The sequence below is a fragment of the Isoptericola sp. NPDC058082 genome, from assembly GCF_042885055.1.
In the GTDB taxonomy this organism is placed as follows: Bacteria; Actinomycetota; Actinomycetes; order Actinomycetales; family Cellulomonadaceae; genus Isoptericola.
Genome location: NZ_JBHVSQ010000020.1, coordinates 1 through 12,825, shown reverse-complemented (window position 1 = coordinate 12,825; position 12,825 = coordinate 1). Strand labels below are relative to the sequence as shown.

The following is a 12,825-nucleotide window of genomic DNA, read 5'->3' as shown; positions in this document are numbered from 1 at the left end:
CTACCTCGACGGGGTGATGACGACCTGGCCGGCCCAGGTGAAGCCGCCGCCGAAGCCGAAGAGCAGCGCCGGCGTGCCCGCCGGGATCTTGCCGGAGTGCCACCACTTGGACAGCCCCATCGGGATCGACGCGGCCGAGGTGTTGCCGGACTCGGTGATGTCGGTGACGACGATGCGGTCCTCGAGGCCGAGGCCCTTGGCGAGCGGCTCGATGATCCGCAGGTTGGCCTGGTGGGCCACCAGCACGCCGATGTCGTCGAGCGAGAGCCCGGACGCCGCGACCACGCGCCGGGCGCGGTCCGCGGCGCGGGTGATGGCCCACTTGAAGACGGCGCGGCCGTCCTGCGCGAACTTCTCCTGCGGCGCCTCGATCACGACGGCCGGGGTCAGCTCGGGCTCGGAGCCCCACACGACGGGCCCGACGGCCGGGGTGTCGGCGGCCTGGAGCACGACCGCGCCCGCGCCGTCGGCGGTGAGGATGCAGCTGCTGCGGTCGGACCAGTCGGTCACGGCGGTGAGCTTCTCCGAGCCGACCACGACGGCGGTGCGCGCGGACCCGGCGCGGATCGCCTGGTCGGCGACGCCCACGGCGTACGCGAAGCCGGAGCACGCCGTGTTGAGGTCGATGACGGCGGGCCCGACGACGTTGCGCAGGTCGGGCACCTCCTCGCCCTCGGGGGTGCTCGCCCCGGGCTGGACACCGGTGCGCAGGGCGTAGGCGACGCGGCCCGCCGTGTTGGGCGACCGGTCGAACGCCGTGGTGGTCGCGACGACCACGAGGTCGACGTCGGCGGCCGCGACCCCGGCGTCGCCGAGCGCGTGCCGGGCGGCCTCCGTCGCCATGTCCGCGACGGTGACGTGGTCCGCAGCGACGTGGCGCGTGACGATGCCGGTCCGGGAGCGGATCCACTCGTCGTTGGTCTCGACGAGCTTCGCGATGTCGTCGTTGGTCATGACCTTCTCGGGCTGATGGTGCCCGATGCCGACGATCCTGGACCCGGCGGCACCCGCCGGCAGCGTCAGGGCGGGTGCGGTGGACTCACTCATGGGAGCGATCATCCCACCGCACCCGCCCTGCTCTCACCCGTGCTCGCGGGGCGGGCGGCTCCGTGGCCGGTCCTCGGCGTGTCCCGCCGTCCCGGCGCCTGTCACGGGCGCTCGACGAGGCCGAACGGCACCGTGAGCACCGACCTGCCGACCCGCAGGTGGAACCGTGTGCGCCCCCGCTTCACGAGCGTGCCGACGACGCCGTCGTACCGCCCCGGGGCGACCACCCGCAGCCGCTCCCCCGGCCGGACGGCGGCCGGGTCCACCCGCGGCCCGGCCGTGATCGGGTCCGCCGGCCCCCCACCGTCCGCCGCACCGAGCTCGGGGACCGGTCGTCCGCGGTACGTCCACGACAGGAGGAAGCGCCGGTCGAAGTCCGGCGAGCAACGTGCGCACGCCTGCGGGCGCTGGGGGCGGCGGAAGCGCGTCACTCGGTGCCCCGCCGGGCACTCCCCGACCCAGTCGCCCTCCACCTCCGGGCTCCCCTCGCGCACCACCCGGCGGCCCGTGGAACCGATGGCCCGCGCCGTCGCGCGCCAGACGGCGTCGTGCCCGTGCCGCGCGCCGGCCAGCGCGTGGGCGATCTCGTGCAGCACCACCTCGCGCACGTCCGCCTCGTCGTACAGCGCGGTCAGCGGCCCCGACAGGCTGATCTCGCGGCGGTCGTACCGGCACAGGCCCGCACGCCGTCGCGCCCGGTCGAACCGGAACGTCCACCCCGACAGCCCGTGCTCGGCCATCAGGCCGCGCGCGAGCCGGGCGGCGTCCTCCCGCTCCATGCCTCACCCCCGCCCGTCGGGCCCGTCGCGTCCGGCCGCCGAACCGCGACCACCGGCAGGACGCTAGCCGCCCCCGCGGACACCTCCGCGCCGGCCGTCCACAGGCCCCGTGCAGCCCGCCGGACGGGCGTCAGACGCCGGCCTCCCGGGAGAAGCCCTCGATGTGCGCCTTGACCGCGGCGGAGGCGGCCGCGGCGTCCCCGGCGGCGACGGCGTCGAGCACGGCACGGTGCTCGACGCGCAGCCGGGTGGCGGTGCGCGGCCACGACGGCAGCCGCTCGATCCCGACGGCGACGTACCCGCCGATGGCGCCCCGCAGCCCGGTCATCACGGCCTCGACGAGCACGTTGCCCGCCATCCGCACGAACTCCAGGTGGAACGCCTGGTCGAGCTCGAGGAACTCCGCCGCCGGGACGTCGTCGTCCTCCATCCGCCCCAGGAGCCGGCGCGCCTCCTCGAGGTGCGCGGCGGTGCCGGGGGCGTGGTCGACCACCCGCTCGGCCGCCTGGGCCACGGCCCACGACTCGAGCAGCACCCGGGTCGCGACGACGTCCCGCACCGGCAGCGTGCCGGTGGCCACGTGCAGGCGCACCGCGGCGCCCAGGCCGGCGGCGGGACGATCGATGACGACGGCGCCCGCGGTCGGGCCGGAGCCGACGCCCGGGCGGACGATGCCGAGCGCGTCGAGCACCCGGATCGCCTCGCGGACGGAGGGCCGGGACACGCCGAGGTCCTCCGCGAGCGCCCGCTCGCCGGGCAGCCGCTCGCCGAGGCCCCAGCGGCCGGCGGCGATGCCCTCCTCGAGGTGGGCGAGGACTCGTTCGTGGGTGCGCACGGGCTCAGCGTAACGACCCTGCGGCACAGTGGTCAGACCACATCCGCTACAGTGGCCGCTCGGCGCCGCCGCCGTGGCGCCCCCGACCCGCCCGGGTCATGCTGGACCGAGCCGACCGGTGGCTGACCACAGCCGCACCGCAGCGGCCCGGTGCCGGCACCGCAAGAGCACGACCGCACGAAGCACAGAGGAGTCGTATGCGCATCGCCCTCGCCGCCACCTGTCTCGCCGACACCCTGTTCCCCGGGGCGCCGCGCGCGACGGTCCGGCTGCTGGAACGCCTCGGCCACGAGGTCGTCTTCCCCGCCGACCAGGCGTGCTGCGGGCAGATGCACGTCAACACGGGCTACTTCCGCGAGGCGGTGCCCGTCATCCGCAACCACGTGGAGACGTTCGCGCCCGTGGCGGACGGCGAGTGGGACGCCGTCGTCATGCCGTCGGGGTCGTGCACGGGGTCGGTGCGCCACCAGCAGGCGATGGTCTGCCGCCGCGCGGGCCTCGAGGACCTCGCCGCCACGGCGGAGGCCGTGTCCGCCAGGACGTACGAGCTGTCCGAGCTGCTCGTCGACGTGCTCGGCCTCACCGACGTCGGCGCCTGGTTCCCGCACCGCGTCACCTACCACCCCACCTGCCACTCCCTGCGCATGCTGCACGTCGGCGACAAGCCGCTGCGGCTGCTGCGCGCCGTCGACGCCATCGACCTGGTCGAGCTGCCCGCCGCGGACTCGTGCTGCGGCTTCGGCGGCACGTTCGCGCTGAAGAACGCGGACACGTCGGCGGCGATGCTCGAGGACAAGACGGCGAACGTGCGCGGCACCGGCGCCGAGGTGCTGACCGCGGGCGACATGTCGTGCCTGATGCACATCGGCGGCGGGCTGTCCCGCCAGGGCACCGGGATCCACGCCCTGCACCTGGCGGAGGTGCTCGCCTCCACCCGGGAGGAGCCCACGCCCCTGCCCGAGACGACGTTCACCCGCCCCGAGCGCGAGCGCCCGGCACGGACGGAGGCCGCCCGATGAGCCAGACCTTCCTCGGCCTGCCCACCCGCCGCCGCGCCGCGGACCCCGCGGGCGAGCCGTTCGGCCCGGTCCCTCACCCGCAGGAGCCCCTGCGCTGGGGCGACGACTTCCCCGCCGCCGCGAAGCAGACCCTCAAGAACGACCAGCTGCGCCGCAACCTCGGCCACGCCACGCAGGTCATCCGCACCAAGCGGGCCGCCGTCGTCGGCGAGGTGCCCGACTGGGAGGCGCTGCGCGACGCCGGGTCCGCCGTCAAGCAGCAGGTGATGGCGCACCTGCCGGACCTGCTGCAACAGCTCGAGGAGAACGTCACGGCGCGCGGCGGCGTGGTGCACTGGGCGCGCGACGCGGCGGAGGCGAACCGGATCGTCGCCGACATCGCGAAGGCCAAGGGCGCCGACGAGGTGGTCAAGGTCAAGTCGATGGCCACCCAGGAGATCGGGCTCAACGAGGCGCTGGCCGACGAGGGCATCGCCGCGATCGAGACCGACCTCGCCGAGCTCATCGTGCAGCTCGCCGACGACATGCCGTCGCACATCCTGGTCCCCGCGATCCACCGCAACCGGTCGGAGATCCGCGACATCTTCCTCGCCCGCATGGGCGATGCCCCGCCCGACCTGTCCGACGTGCCGCGCGAGCTGGCCATGGCCGCCCGCGCGCACCTGCGCCGCAAGTTCCTGTCGGCCAAGGTCGCGGTGAGCGGCGCCAACTTCGCCGTCGCGGACACGGGCACGCTCGCCGTCGTCGAGTCCGAGGGCAACGGGCGCATGTGCCTCACGCTGCCCGAGACGCTCGTGACGGTGATGGGCATCGAGAAGCTCGTGCCCACGTTCGACGACCTCGAGGTGTTCCTGCAGCTGCTCCCCCGCTCCTCCACCGGCGAGCGGATGAACCCGTACACGTCCCTGTGGACGGGCGTGACGCCGGGCGACGGGCCGCAGGAGTTCCACCTGGTGCTGCTCGACAACGGCCGCACCGACGTGCTCGCCGACGAGGTCGGGCGGTCGGCGCTGCACTGCATCCGCTGCTCCGCGTGCCTCAACGTGTGCCCGGTGTACGAGCGGGTGGGCGGCCACGCCTACGGCTCCGTGTACCCCGGGCCGATCGGCGCCATCCTCACCCCGCAGCTCACGGCGGCGACGGGCGGCGTGTCCGGGCACCACGACCCCAACGCGTCCCTGCCGTACGCCTCCACGCTGTGCGGCGCCTGCTACGAGGTCTGCCCCGTGAAGATCGACATCCCGTCGATCCTCGTGGACCTGCGCGCCCGCGAGGTGGACGCCGACCGGTCGTCGCGCGCCGTCGACCCGTGGAAGACGGCCATGAAGGCCGCCTCGTGGGTCATGGCGGACGGCGACCGGTTCGCCCTCGCCGGTCGCGCCGCCACGCTGGGCAGCGGGCTCGGCGGGCGGGACCACGCCGTCTCGGTCGCGCCGCCGCCCGCGTCGGCCTGGACGAGGTCGCGCGACCTGCCCGCCCCGCCCCGGCAGACGTTCCGGCAGTGGTGGAAGAACCGTGAGGACGACCGACCCGCCGGGACCACGTCCGTCACGACCGAGGAGGACGAATGAGCACGGCACGCACCGAGGTCCTGGCACGGGTGCGCGCGGCGCTGGGGCAGACCGGCTCCGGCACGACGCCGTCGGGCAAGGTCGGCACCGCGCCGCACCCGGAGCCCGTGCCGCGCGACTACCGCGCGGCCGGCGAGCACGCCGTCGGTTCGCCCGAGGTGCTGGAGCAGCTCGTCGACCGGCTGGTGGACTACAAGGCCCACGTGCACGAGGTCGCCGCCGACGCCCTCCCCGCCACCGTCGCCTCCCTCGTCGCCGAGCTGTCAGGACCACACGCAGGTTCTGACGGACCTGGCCCTGACGGCTCGCGCGGGGTGCGGGTGGTGGTCCCCGCCGGGCTCGACGACGCGTGGCTGGCCGCGCTGCCCGAGGGCGTCGACGTCGTGCGCGACTCGCGCGAGCACCCGCTCGCCGCGACGGAGCTCGACGCCGTGGCCGCCGTCGTCACCGCCGCGCGGGTCGCGATCTCCGAGACGGGCACCATCGTGCTCGACGGCGAGCCCGACCAGGGCCGGCGCGCGATCTCGCTGGTGCCCGACGTGCACCTGTGCGTCGTGCGCGCCGACCAGGCCGTGCAGACGGTGCCGGAGGCCGTCCGGCTGCTCGGCGAGCACCCGGACCGCCCCCTGACCTGGATCTCCGGCCCCAGCGCGACGTCGGACATCGAGCTGGACCGCGTGGAGGGCGTGCACGGCCCGCGCACCCTCCACGTGCTCCTGGTCGCGTCCGGGATGTCGTCAGGGCGTGTCGCCCACGACATCGACAACCCCTGACCCGAGGAGCGCCCACCCGGAAGGCTCGGCGGCGCCGGGGTGGTCGGAGCGCGTCCCGAGGACCTCGTTCGTCCGCGGGTCGATGATGAGGTCCGTCCGCGCGCCCCTGGCGCTGGTCAGACCCACCCCCACGCCGGTGCGGCCGGCGACGTCCGTGAGCTCGCCCGCACCGGTGACCCCGGGGATCTTCGCGACGGCGCCGAGCAGGCCCGCCTCGATCTCGGGCGGCATCCCGCCGTTCTCGAGCAGCCGGACGATCTCGTCGAACACCGCCTGGTCAGGACGGTCCGCAGGGAGGCCCTCCGTCTCCTCGTACGGCTCGACGGTGTCCCGCAGGAACGCGAGCATGGCCCCCGCGTCGCCGTCGGTCGGCATGCCCGGAGGGAACGCGGGGATGTCGCCGCAGGCCTTCCAGGTCCCGTCGCAGGGCTCCAGCGCCGACTCCCACGGACCTCCCTCGGGGTCCCACGGGTCCTGATCCGGCTCCGTCACGCCGCGGACGAGGCCCGGGTGCCGGGCGTCGACGGACTTCCACGACTCCAAGGTCTGGGTCACCATGGCGGTGACGTACTCGCCGTCGGGCCCCGCTCCCTCGCTGCTGGCCCGCTGGACGCCGCGGGAGTAGACGAACTGGTCCGGGCCCGGGTCCCAGGGCGTCTCCTGGGCGGCCTTCGCGGCCGCTGCCTCGAGGATCTCCACCGCCTCGGCGCTCGCCGCCGGCTCGTCGCCGAGCGTCGGCACGATCGCGAGCGCCCCCGCCGTGACGGCGGCGATCCCCGCCGCGATCGCCACCTTGCTGCCGAACCGGTGCCGGTCCGACCGGTCGCGGCCCGGCCGGCGTCCCCGACCCGTCCCACGCCCCTCGGACGGGTGGGCGTCACCGCCGGAGCCGACCAGCTGGAGCGTCGGCACCGGGTGGGCCGGGGTCGCGGCCTCCAGCTCCTCCAGGACCCGGCGGCGCAGCGCGACCGGGGGCCCCTCCGTCGGCGGGTCGAGCAAGGTCCCCGCCTGCCGGAGCATCGTCATCTCGTCCATCAGCTCTCCTCCGTCCGTCCCTGCTCCGTCCATCCCTGCGACCGCAGCCGCGCGCGCAGGATCCGGCGTGCCCGGTGCAGGCGCGATCGCACCGTGCCGACCTTGATCTCGAGCGTGCCGGCGATCTGCTCGTAGGTGAGCTCGCCCCAGGCGGCGAGCAGGAGCACGTCCCGGTCGCCGGGGGCCAGGGACGCCAGCGCCTCGGTCAGCGCCGGGCCGGCGGCCCGCGCGCTGACGGCGTCGGCGACGGCGTCCGCCATGCCGTCGTCGGCCGGCGCCGCCCCCGACCTCGCGAACGCCCGGTACCGTGCGGCCTCCGCCCGGTGCCAGCGGGCGATCTCCTTCGTGGCGATCCCGAAGAGCCACGGCCGGGCGTCGGTCCGGGCCGTGTCGTAGGAGTCGCGACGCCGGAACGCCGCGACGAACGTGTCCGCCACGACGTCCTCGGCGTGCTCGGGCCCCACCCGCCGGTAGGCGTAGCGGTAGAGCTGGTTCGCGTACCGCCCGTAGAGCGCCGCGAAGTGCTCGGGCTCGTCGATCGACGCCGAGATGATCGCGGCGTCGCCGGCGACCGGCTCGCTGCTGGCGACCGCCGTCATGTCGCGCCAGGTCTCGTGTCGCACCGCTGGGCCATCCCTGCCTCCTCGCCGCCGTGCACCGTCACTGTCCCCTGGTATCTCCCCTCGTCCCCGGAAAAGTTCACGCCCGGGCGCGGCGGGCCCCACAATGGGTCCCCGTGAGTGACAGCGGAAGCGCGCCCGACGGCGGCCGGGAACAGGTGTCGGACGCACTCTTCGAGGTGCCGCCGGGCGCCCGGCGCCCGGCGCGCAGGATCGTGCTCCTCACGGGCCCGTCGGGGTCGGGCAAGACGGCGCTCACGCGGCGCCTGGGCCTGCCGGTGATGAACCTCGACGACTTCTACCACGACATCGACTTCCCCGGGATGCCGATGCGGTACGGCATCGTCGACTGGGACGACCCCCGCAGCTGGGACTCCGCCGCCGCCCTCGACGCGCTGCGCGCGGTGGTCCGCACCGGCCGCGTGGAGGTGCCCGTGTACGACATCCCCACGTCGCGGCGCACCGGAGGCGCGGTGCTCGAGGCGGGCGACGCGCCCGTCGTCGTCGCCGAGGGGATCTTCGCCGCGGAGCTCGTGGCGGCATGCCGGGCGGACGGGATCCTCGCGGACGCGATCTGCCTCAGCCAGCCGCGCGTCGTGAACTTCTGGTTCCGGTTCCTGCGCGACGTCGCCGAGTCGCGCAAGCCGTTGCCCACGCTGGTCCGCCGTGGCTGGGGGCTGCTGCGCGCCGAACCCGCGCTGGTGCGCCGGTGGACGGACCTCGGCTGCCGCCTCGTCACGCCCGCGCAGGCCGAGCGGGACATCCGCGCGCTGCTCGCACCCTGACCGCCTCGAATTCGCTTCGGGCACGCCGGCGCGGCGCCTACGGTGGGCGCATGGCGACGGTGCGGAAGTTCCAGGTGACCTTCGACTGCGCGGACCCGGAGCGGGTCGCCCGGTTCTGGTGCGAGGTGCTGGGGTACGTCGTGCCCGAGGGCGTGGACTGCGTCGCGCAGGACCCCACGGGCGAGGGCCCGCGGCTGTACTTCCAGCGCGTCCCCGAGGGCAAGGTCGTGAAGAACCGCGTGCACCTCGACGTCCGCGTCGGCACCGGGCTGGTGGGGGACGAGCGGCTGGCCGCGCTGCGCGCCGAGCAGGAACGGCTCGAGCCGCTGGGCGCCGTCTACCTGTACACGCAGTACGCCGACGGCGAGGAGGAGTCCTGCATCACCATGCAGGACGTCGAGGGCAACGAGTTCTGCATCGACTGATCCGCCGGCGCTAGGCGGGCAGCGGCTCGTCGAGCAGGGCGAGCAGGCGGGTGGTGGTCCGCCAGGTCCGCACGGTCATCCGTCCGAAGACCGGCATCGCCATGAGCCGGGTGATCCGCGTGCGCCGCGCCTCGGCCGCGACCCGCGAGAAGTAGACGACGCCCGGTCCGGCCGCGACGGCGTCGACGCCCTCGCGCAGCTCGGGCAGCTGGTCGAGCACCTCCCCCGCCGTGAGGGGCGCCTTGAGGAAGAGGACGTCGCTGCGCAATGCGTCCGAGCCGTGGTCGGGCGGCGCCGCCGCGACGGTGGCGGCCAGCTCCGCGCGCGACCGGACCAGCGTCGGGACCGCGAACCCGAACCGCTCCGCGAGGGCTTCCTCCAGCGCGCCCTCCAGCCCCGCGCCGCTCGCCGGCCGCGCCGCCAGCAGCACGTTGCCGCTCTGCAGGAACGTCCGCACCGCGCCGTGCCCGGCGTCGCGCAGGCACGCGGCGAGCTCCGCCATCGGGACGGCGTGCCGTCCGCCGACGTTGATGCCACGCAGCAGGGCGACCGACGTCGGCAGCCGCGGATCCGTGACCATGAGCCCACGATGGCACGCGCCCCGGACCTCGACGCCCCGGTCCGTACCGCAGGACGCCAAGTGCTGTCCATGGGCGGCCCACGACGTGTCATGAGAATGTCACACGCCGGTCATCAGCCTCACACCATCACCACTCACGCTGGGGGCAGGAGGTGGTCCCCATGGCCCAGCAGCACGTCGAGCGCACGATCGAGAGGTACGTCGAGCACGGAGCGGTCCGCGTGCTCTCCCTCTACGAGGGCTTCTTCAGCGGCGGTGCACGGGTGCTGCACTCGTCGGTCGTCGCGGGCCTGCACGCGCAGGGCCGCCAGCGGCACACGGCGCTGAGCGTCCACGACGAGGTGCGGCGCGACGCCGCCCTGCAGCGGATGGTCGACGACCGCCGGTACCGGCAGCTGACGGCCGCGGGCGTCCGCGTGACGTCGCTGGGCCGGTCGTCGGAGGTACCGCACGACCCGGAGGTCCTCACGGACGCCGAGGCCGAGGTCCTGGCCCGCGCGCTGCGCGATGCCGACGTGGTGCTGTCGCTCAAGGAGCAGCCGCTGCGCCTCCTCGCCCGGCCCGACCTGCTTCCCGACCGGCCGGTCGTCGCCTGCCTGCACCGGTCCGACCCGGAGCACCAGGGGTCGGGGCTGGGGCACCTGCTGCGCGCCGCCGACGACGGCCGGCTCGCCGCCGTGGTCTGCTGCGCCGAGTCCACCCGGGACGCCTACGAGGCCGCCGGAGTGCCCGCGCACCTGCTCCGCGTGATCCCCAACGGCGTCGACCTCACGCGCTTCCGCCCTGCCCGCCCCGCACGACGCCTCGCGGTCCGCGGGGCGCACCGGCTCCCGGCCGACGGGACGGTCGTCACGTACGCCGCCCGCTACGACGCGATGAAGAACCCCCGGCTGTTCCTCGCCGCGGCCCGCGAGCTGCTGGCGAGCGACGCCGACGCGCACGTCGTGATGTGCGGCTCGGGCATGAGCCCCGCCAACCCGGACCTCGCGGCCGACCTGCGCGACGCCTTCGCCGACCGGCCCGACCTCCTGGGTCGCGTCCACCTGCTCGGCGTGCGCCACGACATGGAGCAGGTGCTCGCGGCCTCGGACGTCGTCGCGCTGACGTCGGCGTTCGGCGAGGCCGCGCCGCTGTGCCTCATCGAGGGCGCCATGTGCGGCGCGGTGCCGGTGACGACGCCCGTGGGCGACAGCGCACGGCTGGTGGACGGCATCGGGCTCGTCACGGGCTTCGACCCGGCGGAGATCGCCGCGGCGTGGCGCGAGGCCGCCGCGCGCCGGGACGCCCTCACCGGGGCGCTCGTCGCGGCGCGGCCACGGTTCAGCCACGTGCGGATGCTGTCCGCCTACGGGGCCACGATCGAGCGCGCGCACCGCGGGCTGGGGCTGACGCTCGCGCGCGCCTGAGCCGGCCCGTCAGCGGGTCGAGTCGCGCAGCTGCACCTCGTAGCCGACCTCGGTGACGGCACCGGGCACGGCGTCGCCGACGGCGGCCTGCACGGCGAGGCTGCCCATCTCCTCGAGCGGGATGCGCACGGTGGACAGGGCGGGCGCGTGGTCGCGCAGCGTGGGGACGTCGTCGAACCCGGCGACGCGCACGTCGCGCGGCACCTCGACCCCCAGCTCGCGCAGGCGGGCGATGAGTCCGATCGCCATGACGTCGGTGACGGCGAAGACCGTCAGCGGCTCCTCGGCCGCACGCTCGCGCACCAGCTCGGCGACGTCGTCGCCGGCCGCGTAGCCGCCGTCGCGGGAGAACTCGGTGACCAGCACCTCCGTGACCTCGCCTCCCGCGGCGCGCACGGCGGCGGTGAACGAGTCGGTCCGCTCCCGGGACGTCACGACGCGGGCCGGGCCGCCGAGCACGACGAACCGCCGCTGCCCCTGCGCCAGCAGCGCCTCGGCGAGGGCGCGGGCGCCGGTCGCGTTCGGCGGCCGCACCACGGAGCCGTCGCCCACCGGCTGGCCGACGATGACGGACCGGCCCCCCGCGGCGACGAACGCGTCGAGCTCGGCGGCGAGGGCGGCGTCGTCGTCAGGAGTCCACCGGGTGCCGGCGACGACGACGGCGTCCACGCGCTGGGCGGCGAACGCGGCCACGGCCTCGCGCTCGGCCACGGGGTCCCGGCCGGTCGACGCGAGCAGCACGAGTCGCCCGCTGGCCCGGGCCGCGGCCTGCGCGCCGGCGGCGATCGACGAGAAGTACGGGTCGGAGATGTCCTGCACGACGAGCCCGAGCAGCCCCGACCGGGCGCGCGCCAGGGCCTGCGCCTGCGCGTTCACGACGTAGCCCAGGTCCGCTGCCGCGGCCTTGACCCGCGCGACCAGCTCGGCCCCCGGCTGCCGCGCCGACCCGTTGAGCACCCGCGACGCCGTGGCGAGGGAGACCCCTGCACGGTCGGCGACGTCCTGCAGCCTTGCTCGGGCCACGAGCACACCTCCATCTCCGGGGCGGTCGGTACCCGCCCGACGCGCGGGCACTCCGGACGTGCTCGCCGGTGCACAGCCTATCGGCGCCCGGAAAACGTCTTCCGACCGTGCCCGCGAGCCCGACCGAGACGCTCGTCCGACCCGCGGCGCCGCAGGTCCGGCGAGGCCCGCACCGATAGAATCGGCTCGTGCCCAGGACCAGCAACTCGACCGCGCGCGCCGTCCCGCGGCGGGCGCTCGCCGACCACGTGTTCGACGAGCTGCTCTCGTGGCTCATGGACGGCACCCTGACGGCGGGCAGCAGCCTCAACATCGACGGCATCGCCCGCGAGCTCGACGTCTCGCCCACGCCCGTGCGCGAGGCGCTCGCCCGGCTCGAGGCGACCGGCATGGTGCGACGGGTGGCCCTGCGCGGCTACTTCGTCACGCCGGCGCCGACCACCAAGGAGCTGATGGACCTCATGGACGCCCGGCTCGCCGTCGAGCCGGCGAACGCGTACTTCGCGTGCGAGCGCGGGGACGAGGCGTTCCTGACCGGGCTCGAGGAGGCCGTCGACGAGCTCGAGAACTCGTCCAACGGCCCCACCTACCAGGAGTTCCGCGACTACTGGGAGGCCGACGAGCGCTTCCACGCGCTGGTCGCACAGGCCGCGGACAACTCCTACCTGCAGGCCGCCTTCGCCGCCCTCGGCGGCCTGGCGCAGCGGTTCCGGCAGTTCTCGGGCAAGGGCGTCACCGACAAGGCGGTGGCGGTCGAGGAGCACCGCGCGATCCTCGACGCCATGCGGTCGGGGGTGCCCGAGCGGGCCCAGGAGCTCATGCGCCGGCACATCGAGGGCGTGCGGGCGCGATCCCGGTCGGAACGCGAGGAGCCGGAGGCCCCGCGGAAACCGCCCCCCCCCCGCGGCCCCAAGCCCCCCCCCCCCC

Annotated in this window: 14 protein-coding genes; 7 read left to right on the top strand and 7 right to left on the bottom strand. The window is 75.3% G+C overall.

The window, feature by feature from the left end; all coding sequences use genetic code 11:
- The 3 genes from ACFVS0_RS19325 to ACFVS0_RS19315 form a co-directional block, all read right to left on the bottom strand.
- On the bottom strand, positions 1–1,047 hold the full coding sequence (locus ACFVS0_RS19325) for a beta-ketoacyl-ACP synthase III (RefSeq protein WP_430588875.1): 1,047 nt from the start codon (positions 1,045–1,047) through the stop codon (positions 1–3).
- Between the two features lie 101 nt (positions 1,048–1,148).
- Entirely contained in the window at positions 1,149–1,826 is a 678-nt protein-coding gene (locus ACFVS0_RS19320; RefSeq protein ID WP_430588874.1) for a SprT-like domain-containing protein, read from the bottom strand.
- Positions 1,827–1,956: 130 nt separating this feature from the next.
- Positions 1,957–2,661 (bottom strand): FadR/GntR family transcriptional regulator, encoded by a 705-nt coding sequence (locus ACFVS0_RS19315; protein ID WP_430550685.1) that lies wholly within the window; start codon positions 2,659–2,661, stop codon positions 1,957–1,959.
- Positions 2,662–2,858: 197 nt separating this feature from the next.
- Here ACFVS0_RS19315 and ACFVS0_RS19310 point away from each other — a divergent pair, with 197 nt between their 5' ends.
- From ACFVS0_RS19310 to ACFVS0_RS19300, 3 genes are read left to right on the top strand one after another with little or no spacing between them, the layout of a single operon-like run.
- A complete protein-coding gene (locus tag ACFVS0_RS19310; protein WP_430588873.1) occupies positions 2,859–3,680 on the top strand; it encodes a (Fe-S)-binding protein in 822 nt (273 codons plus the stop codon).
- On the top strand, positions 3,677–5,251 hold the full coding sequence (locus tag ACFVS0_RS19305; RefSeq protein ID WP_430588872.1) for a LutB/LldF family L-lactate oxidation iron-sulfur protein: 1,575 nt from the start codon (positions 3,677–3,679) through the stop codon (positions 5,249–5,251). Before ACFVS0_RS19310 ends, ACFVS0_RS19305 begins: the two co-directional genes overlap by 4 nt.
- Positions 5,248–6,024, top strand: a complete 777-nt coding sequence (locus tag ACFVS0_RS19300; RefSeq protein ID WP_430588871.1) for a lactate utilization protein C — start codon at positions 5,248–5,250, stop codon at positions 6,022–6,024. Before ACFVS0_RS19305 ends, ACFVS0_RS19300 begins: the two co-directional genes overlap by 4 nt.
- Here the strand turns inward: ACFVS0_RS19300 and ACFVS0_RS19295 are convergent.
- Complete coding sequence (locus ACFVS0_RS19295) at positions 5,989–7,059, bottom strand: CU044_5270 family protein (RefSeq protein WP_430588870.1); 1,071 nt, start codon at positions 7,057–7,059, stop codon at positions 5,989–5,991. The two genes, ACFVS0_RS19300 and ACFVS0_RS19295, sit on opposite strands and share 36 nt — an antisense overlap.
- A complete protein-coding gene (locus tag ACFVS0_RS19290) occupies positions 7,059–7,682 on the bottom strand; it encodes an RNA polymerase sigma factor (protein WP_430588869.1) in 624 nt (207 codons plus the stop codon). Before ACFVS0_RS19290 ends, ACFVS0_RS19295 begins: the two co-directional genes overlap by 1 nt.
- Before the next feature lie 113 nt (positions 7,683–7,795).
- On the opposite strand from ACFVS0_RS19290, the gene ACFVS0_RS19285 reads away from it, so the two are divergent.
- Positions 7,796–8,464 (top strand): uridine kinase, encoded by a 669-nt coding sequence (locus tag ACFVS0_RS19285; protein ID WP_430588868.1) that lies wholly within the window; start codon positions 7,796–7,798, stop codon positions 8,462–8,464.
- Positions 8,465–8,514: 50 nt separating this feature from the next.
- A complete protein-coding gene (locus ACFVS0_RS19280) occupies positions 8,515–8,889 on the top strand; it encodes a VOC family protein (RefSeq protein WP_430550692.1) in 375 nt (124 codons plus the stop codon).
- Positions 8,890–8,899: 10 nt separating this feature from the next.
- Here the strand turns inward: ACFVS0_RS19280 and ACFVS0_RS19275 are convergent, their stop codons facing one another.
- Positions 8,900–9,469 (bottom strand): DUF1697 domain-containing protein, encoded by a 570-nt coding sequence (locus tag ACFVS0_RS19275; protein WP_430550693.1) that lies wholly within the window; start codon positions 9,467–9,469, stop codon positions 8,900–8,902.
- 161 nt (positions 9,470–9,630) lie between these two features.
- On the opposite strand from ACFVS0_RS19275, the gene ACFVS0_RS19270 reads away from it, so the two are divergent.
- Positions 9,631–10,875, top strand: coding sequence for a glycosyltransferase (locus ACFVS0_RS19270; RefSeq protein ID WP_430550694.1), 1,245 nt, complete (start codon positions 9,631–9,633; stop codon positions 10,873–10,875).
- Positions 10,876–10,884: 9 nt separating this feature from the next.
- On the opposite strand, the gene ACFVS0_RS19265 is transcribed toward ACFVS0_RS19270, so the two are convergent.
- Positions 10,885–11,898 (bottom strand): LacI family DNA-binding transcriptional regulator, encoded by a 1,014-nt coding sequence (locus ACFVS0_RS19265; protein ID WP_430588867.1) that lies wholly within the window; start codon positions 11,896–11,898, stop codon positions 10,885–10,887.
- Positions 11,899–12,086: 188 nt separating this feature from the next.
- On the opposite strand from ACFVS0_RS19265, the gene ACFVS0_RS19260 reads away from it, so the two are divergent.
- The coding region (locus ACFVS0_RS19260) for a GntR family transcriptional regulator (RefSeq protein ID WP_430588866.1) at positions 12,087–12,825 on the top strand (739 nt) is incomplete at its 3' end.

Bases quoted from the DNA above. Each gene is read 5' to 3' on its own strand.
- ACFVS0_RS19325 (WP_430588875.1), bottom strand. From the start codon at position 1,047: ATGAGTGAGTCCACCGCACCCGCCCTGACGCTGCCGGCGGGTGCCGCC.
- ACFVS0_RS19320 (WP_430588874.1), bottom strand. From the start codon at position 1,826: ATGGAGCGGGAGGACGCCGCCCGGCTCGCGCGCGGCCTGATGGCCGAG.
- ACFVS0_RS19310 (WP_430588873.1), top strand. From the start codon at position 2,859: ATGCGCATCGCCCTCGCCGCCACCTGTCTCGCCGACACCCTGTTCCCC.
- ACFVS0_RS19305 (WP_430588872.1), top strand. From the start codon at position 3,677: ATGAGCCAGACCTTCCTCGGCCTGCCCACCCGCCGCCGCGCCGCGGAC.
- ACFVS0_RS19300 (WP_430588871.1), top strand. From the start codon at position 5,248: ATGAGCACGGCACGCACCGAGGTCCTGGCACGGGTGCGCGCGGCGCTG.
- ACFVS0_RS19295 (WP_430588870.1), bottom strand. From the start codon at position 7,059: ATGGACGAGATGACGATGCTCCGGCAGGCGGGGACCTTGCTCGACCCG.
- ACFVS0_RS19280 (WP_430550692.1), top strand. From the start codon at position 8,515: ATGGCGACGGTGCGGAAGTTCCAGGTGACCTTCGACTGCGCGGACCCG.
- ACFVS0_RS19275 (WP_430550693.1), bottom strand. From the start codon at position 9,469: ATGGTCACGGATCCGCGGCTGCCGACGTCGGTCGCCCTGCTGCGTGGC.
- ACFVS0_RS19270 (WP_430550694.1), top strand. From the start codon at position 9,631: ATGGCCCAGCAGCACGTCGAGCGCACGATCGAGAGGTACGTCGAGCAC.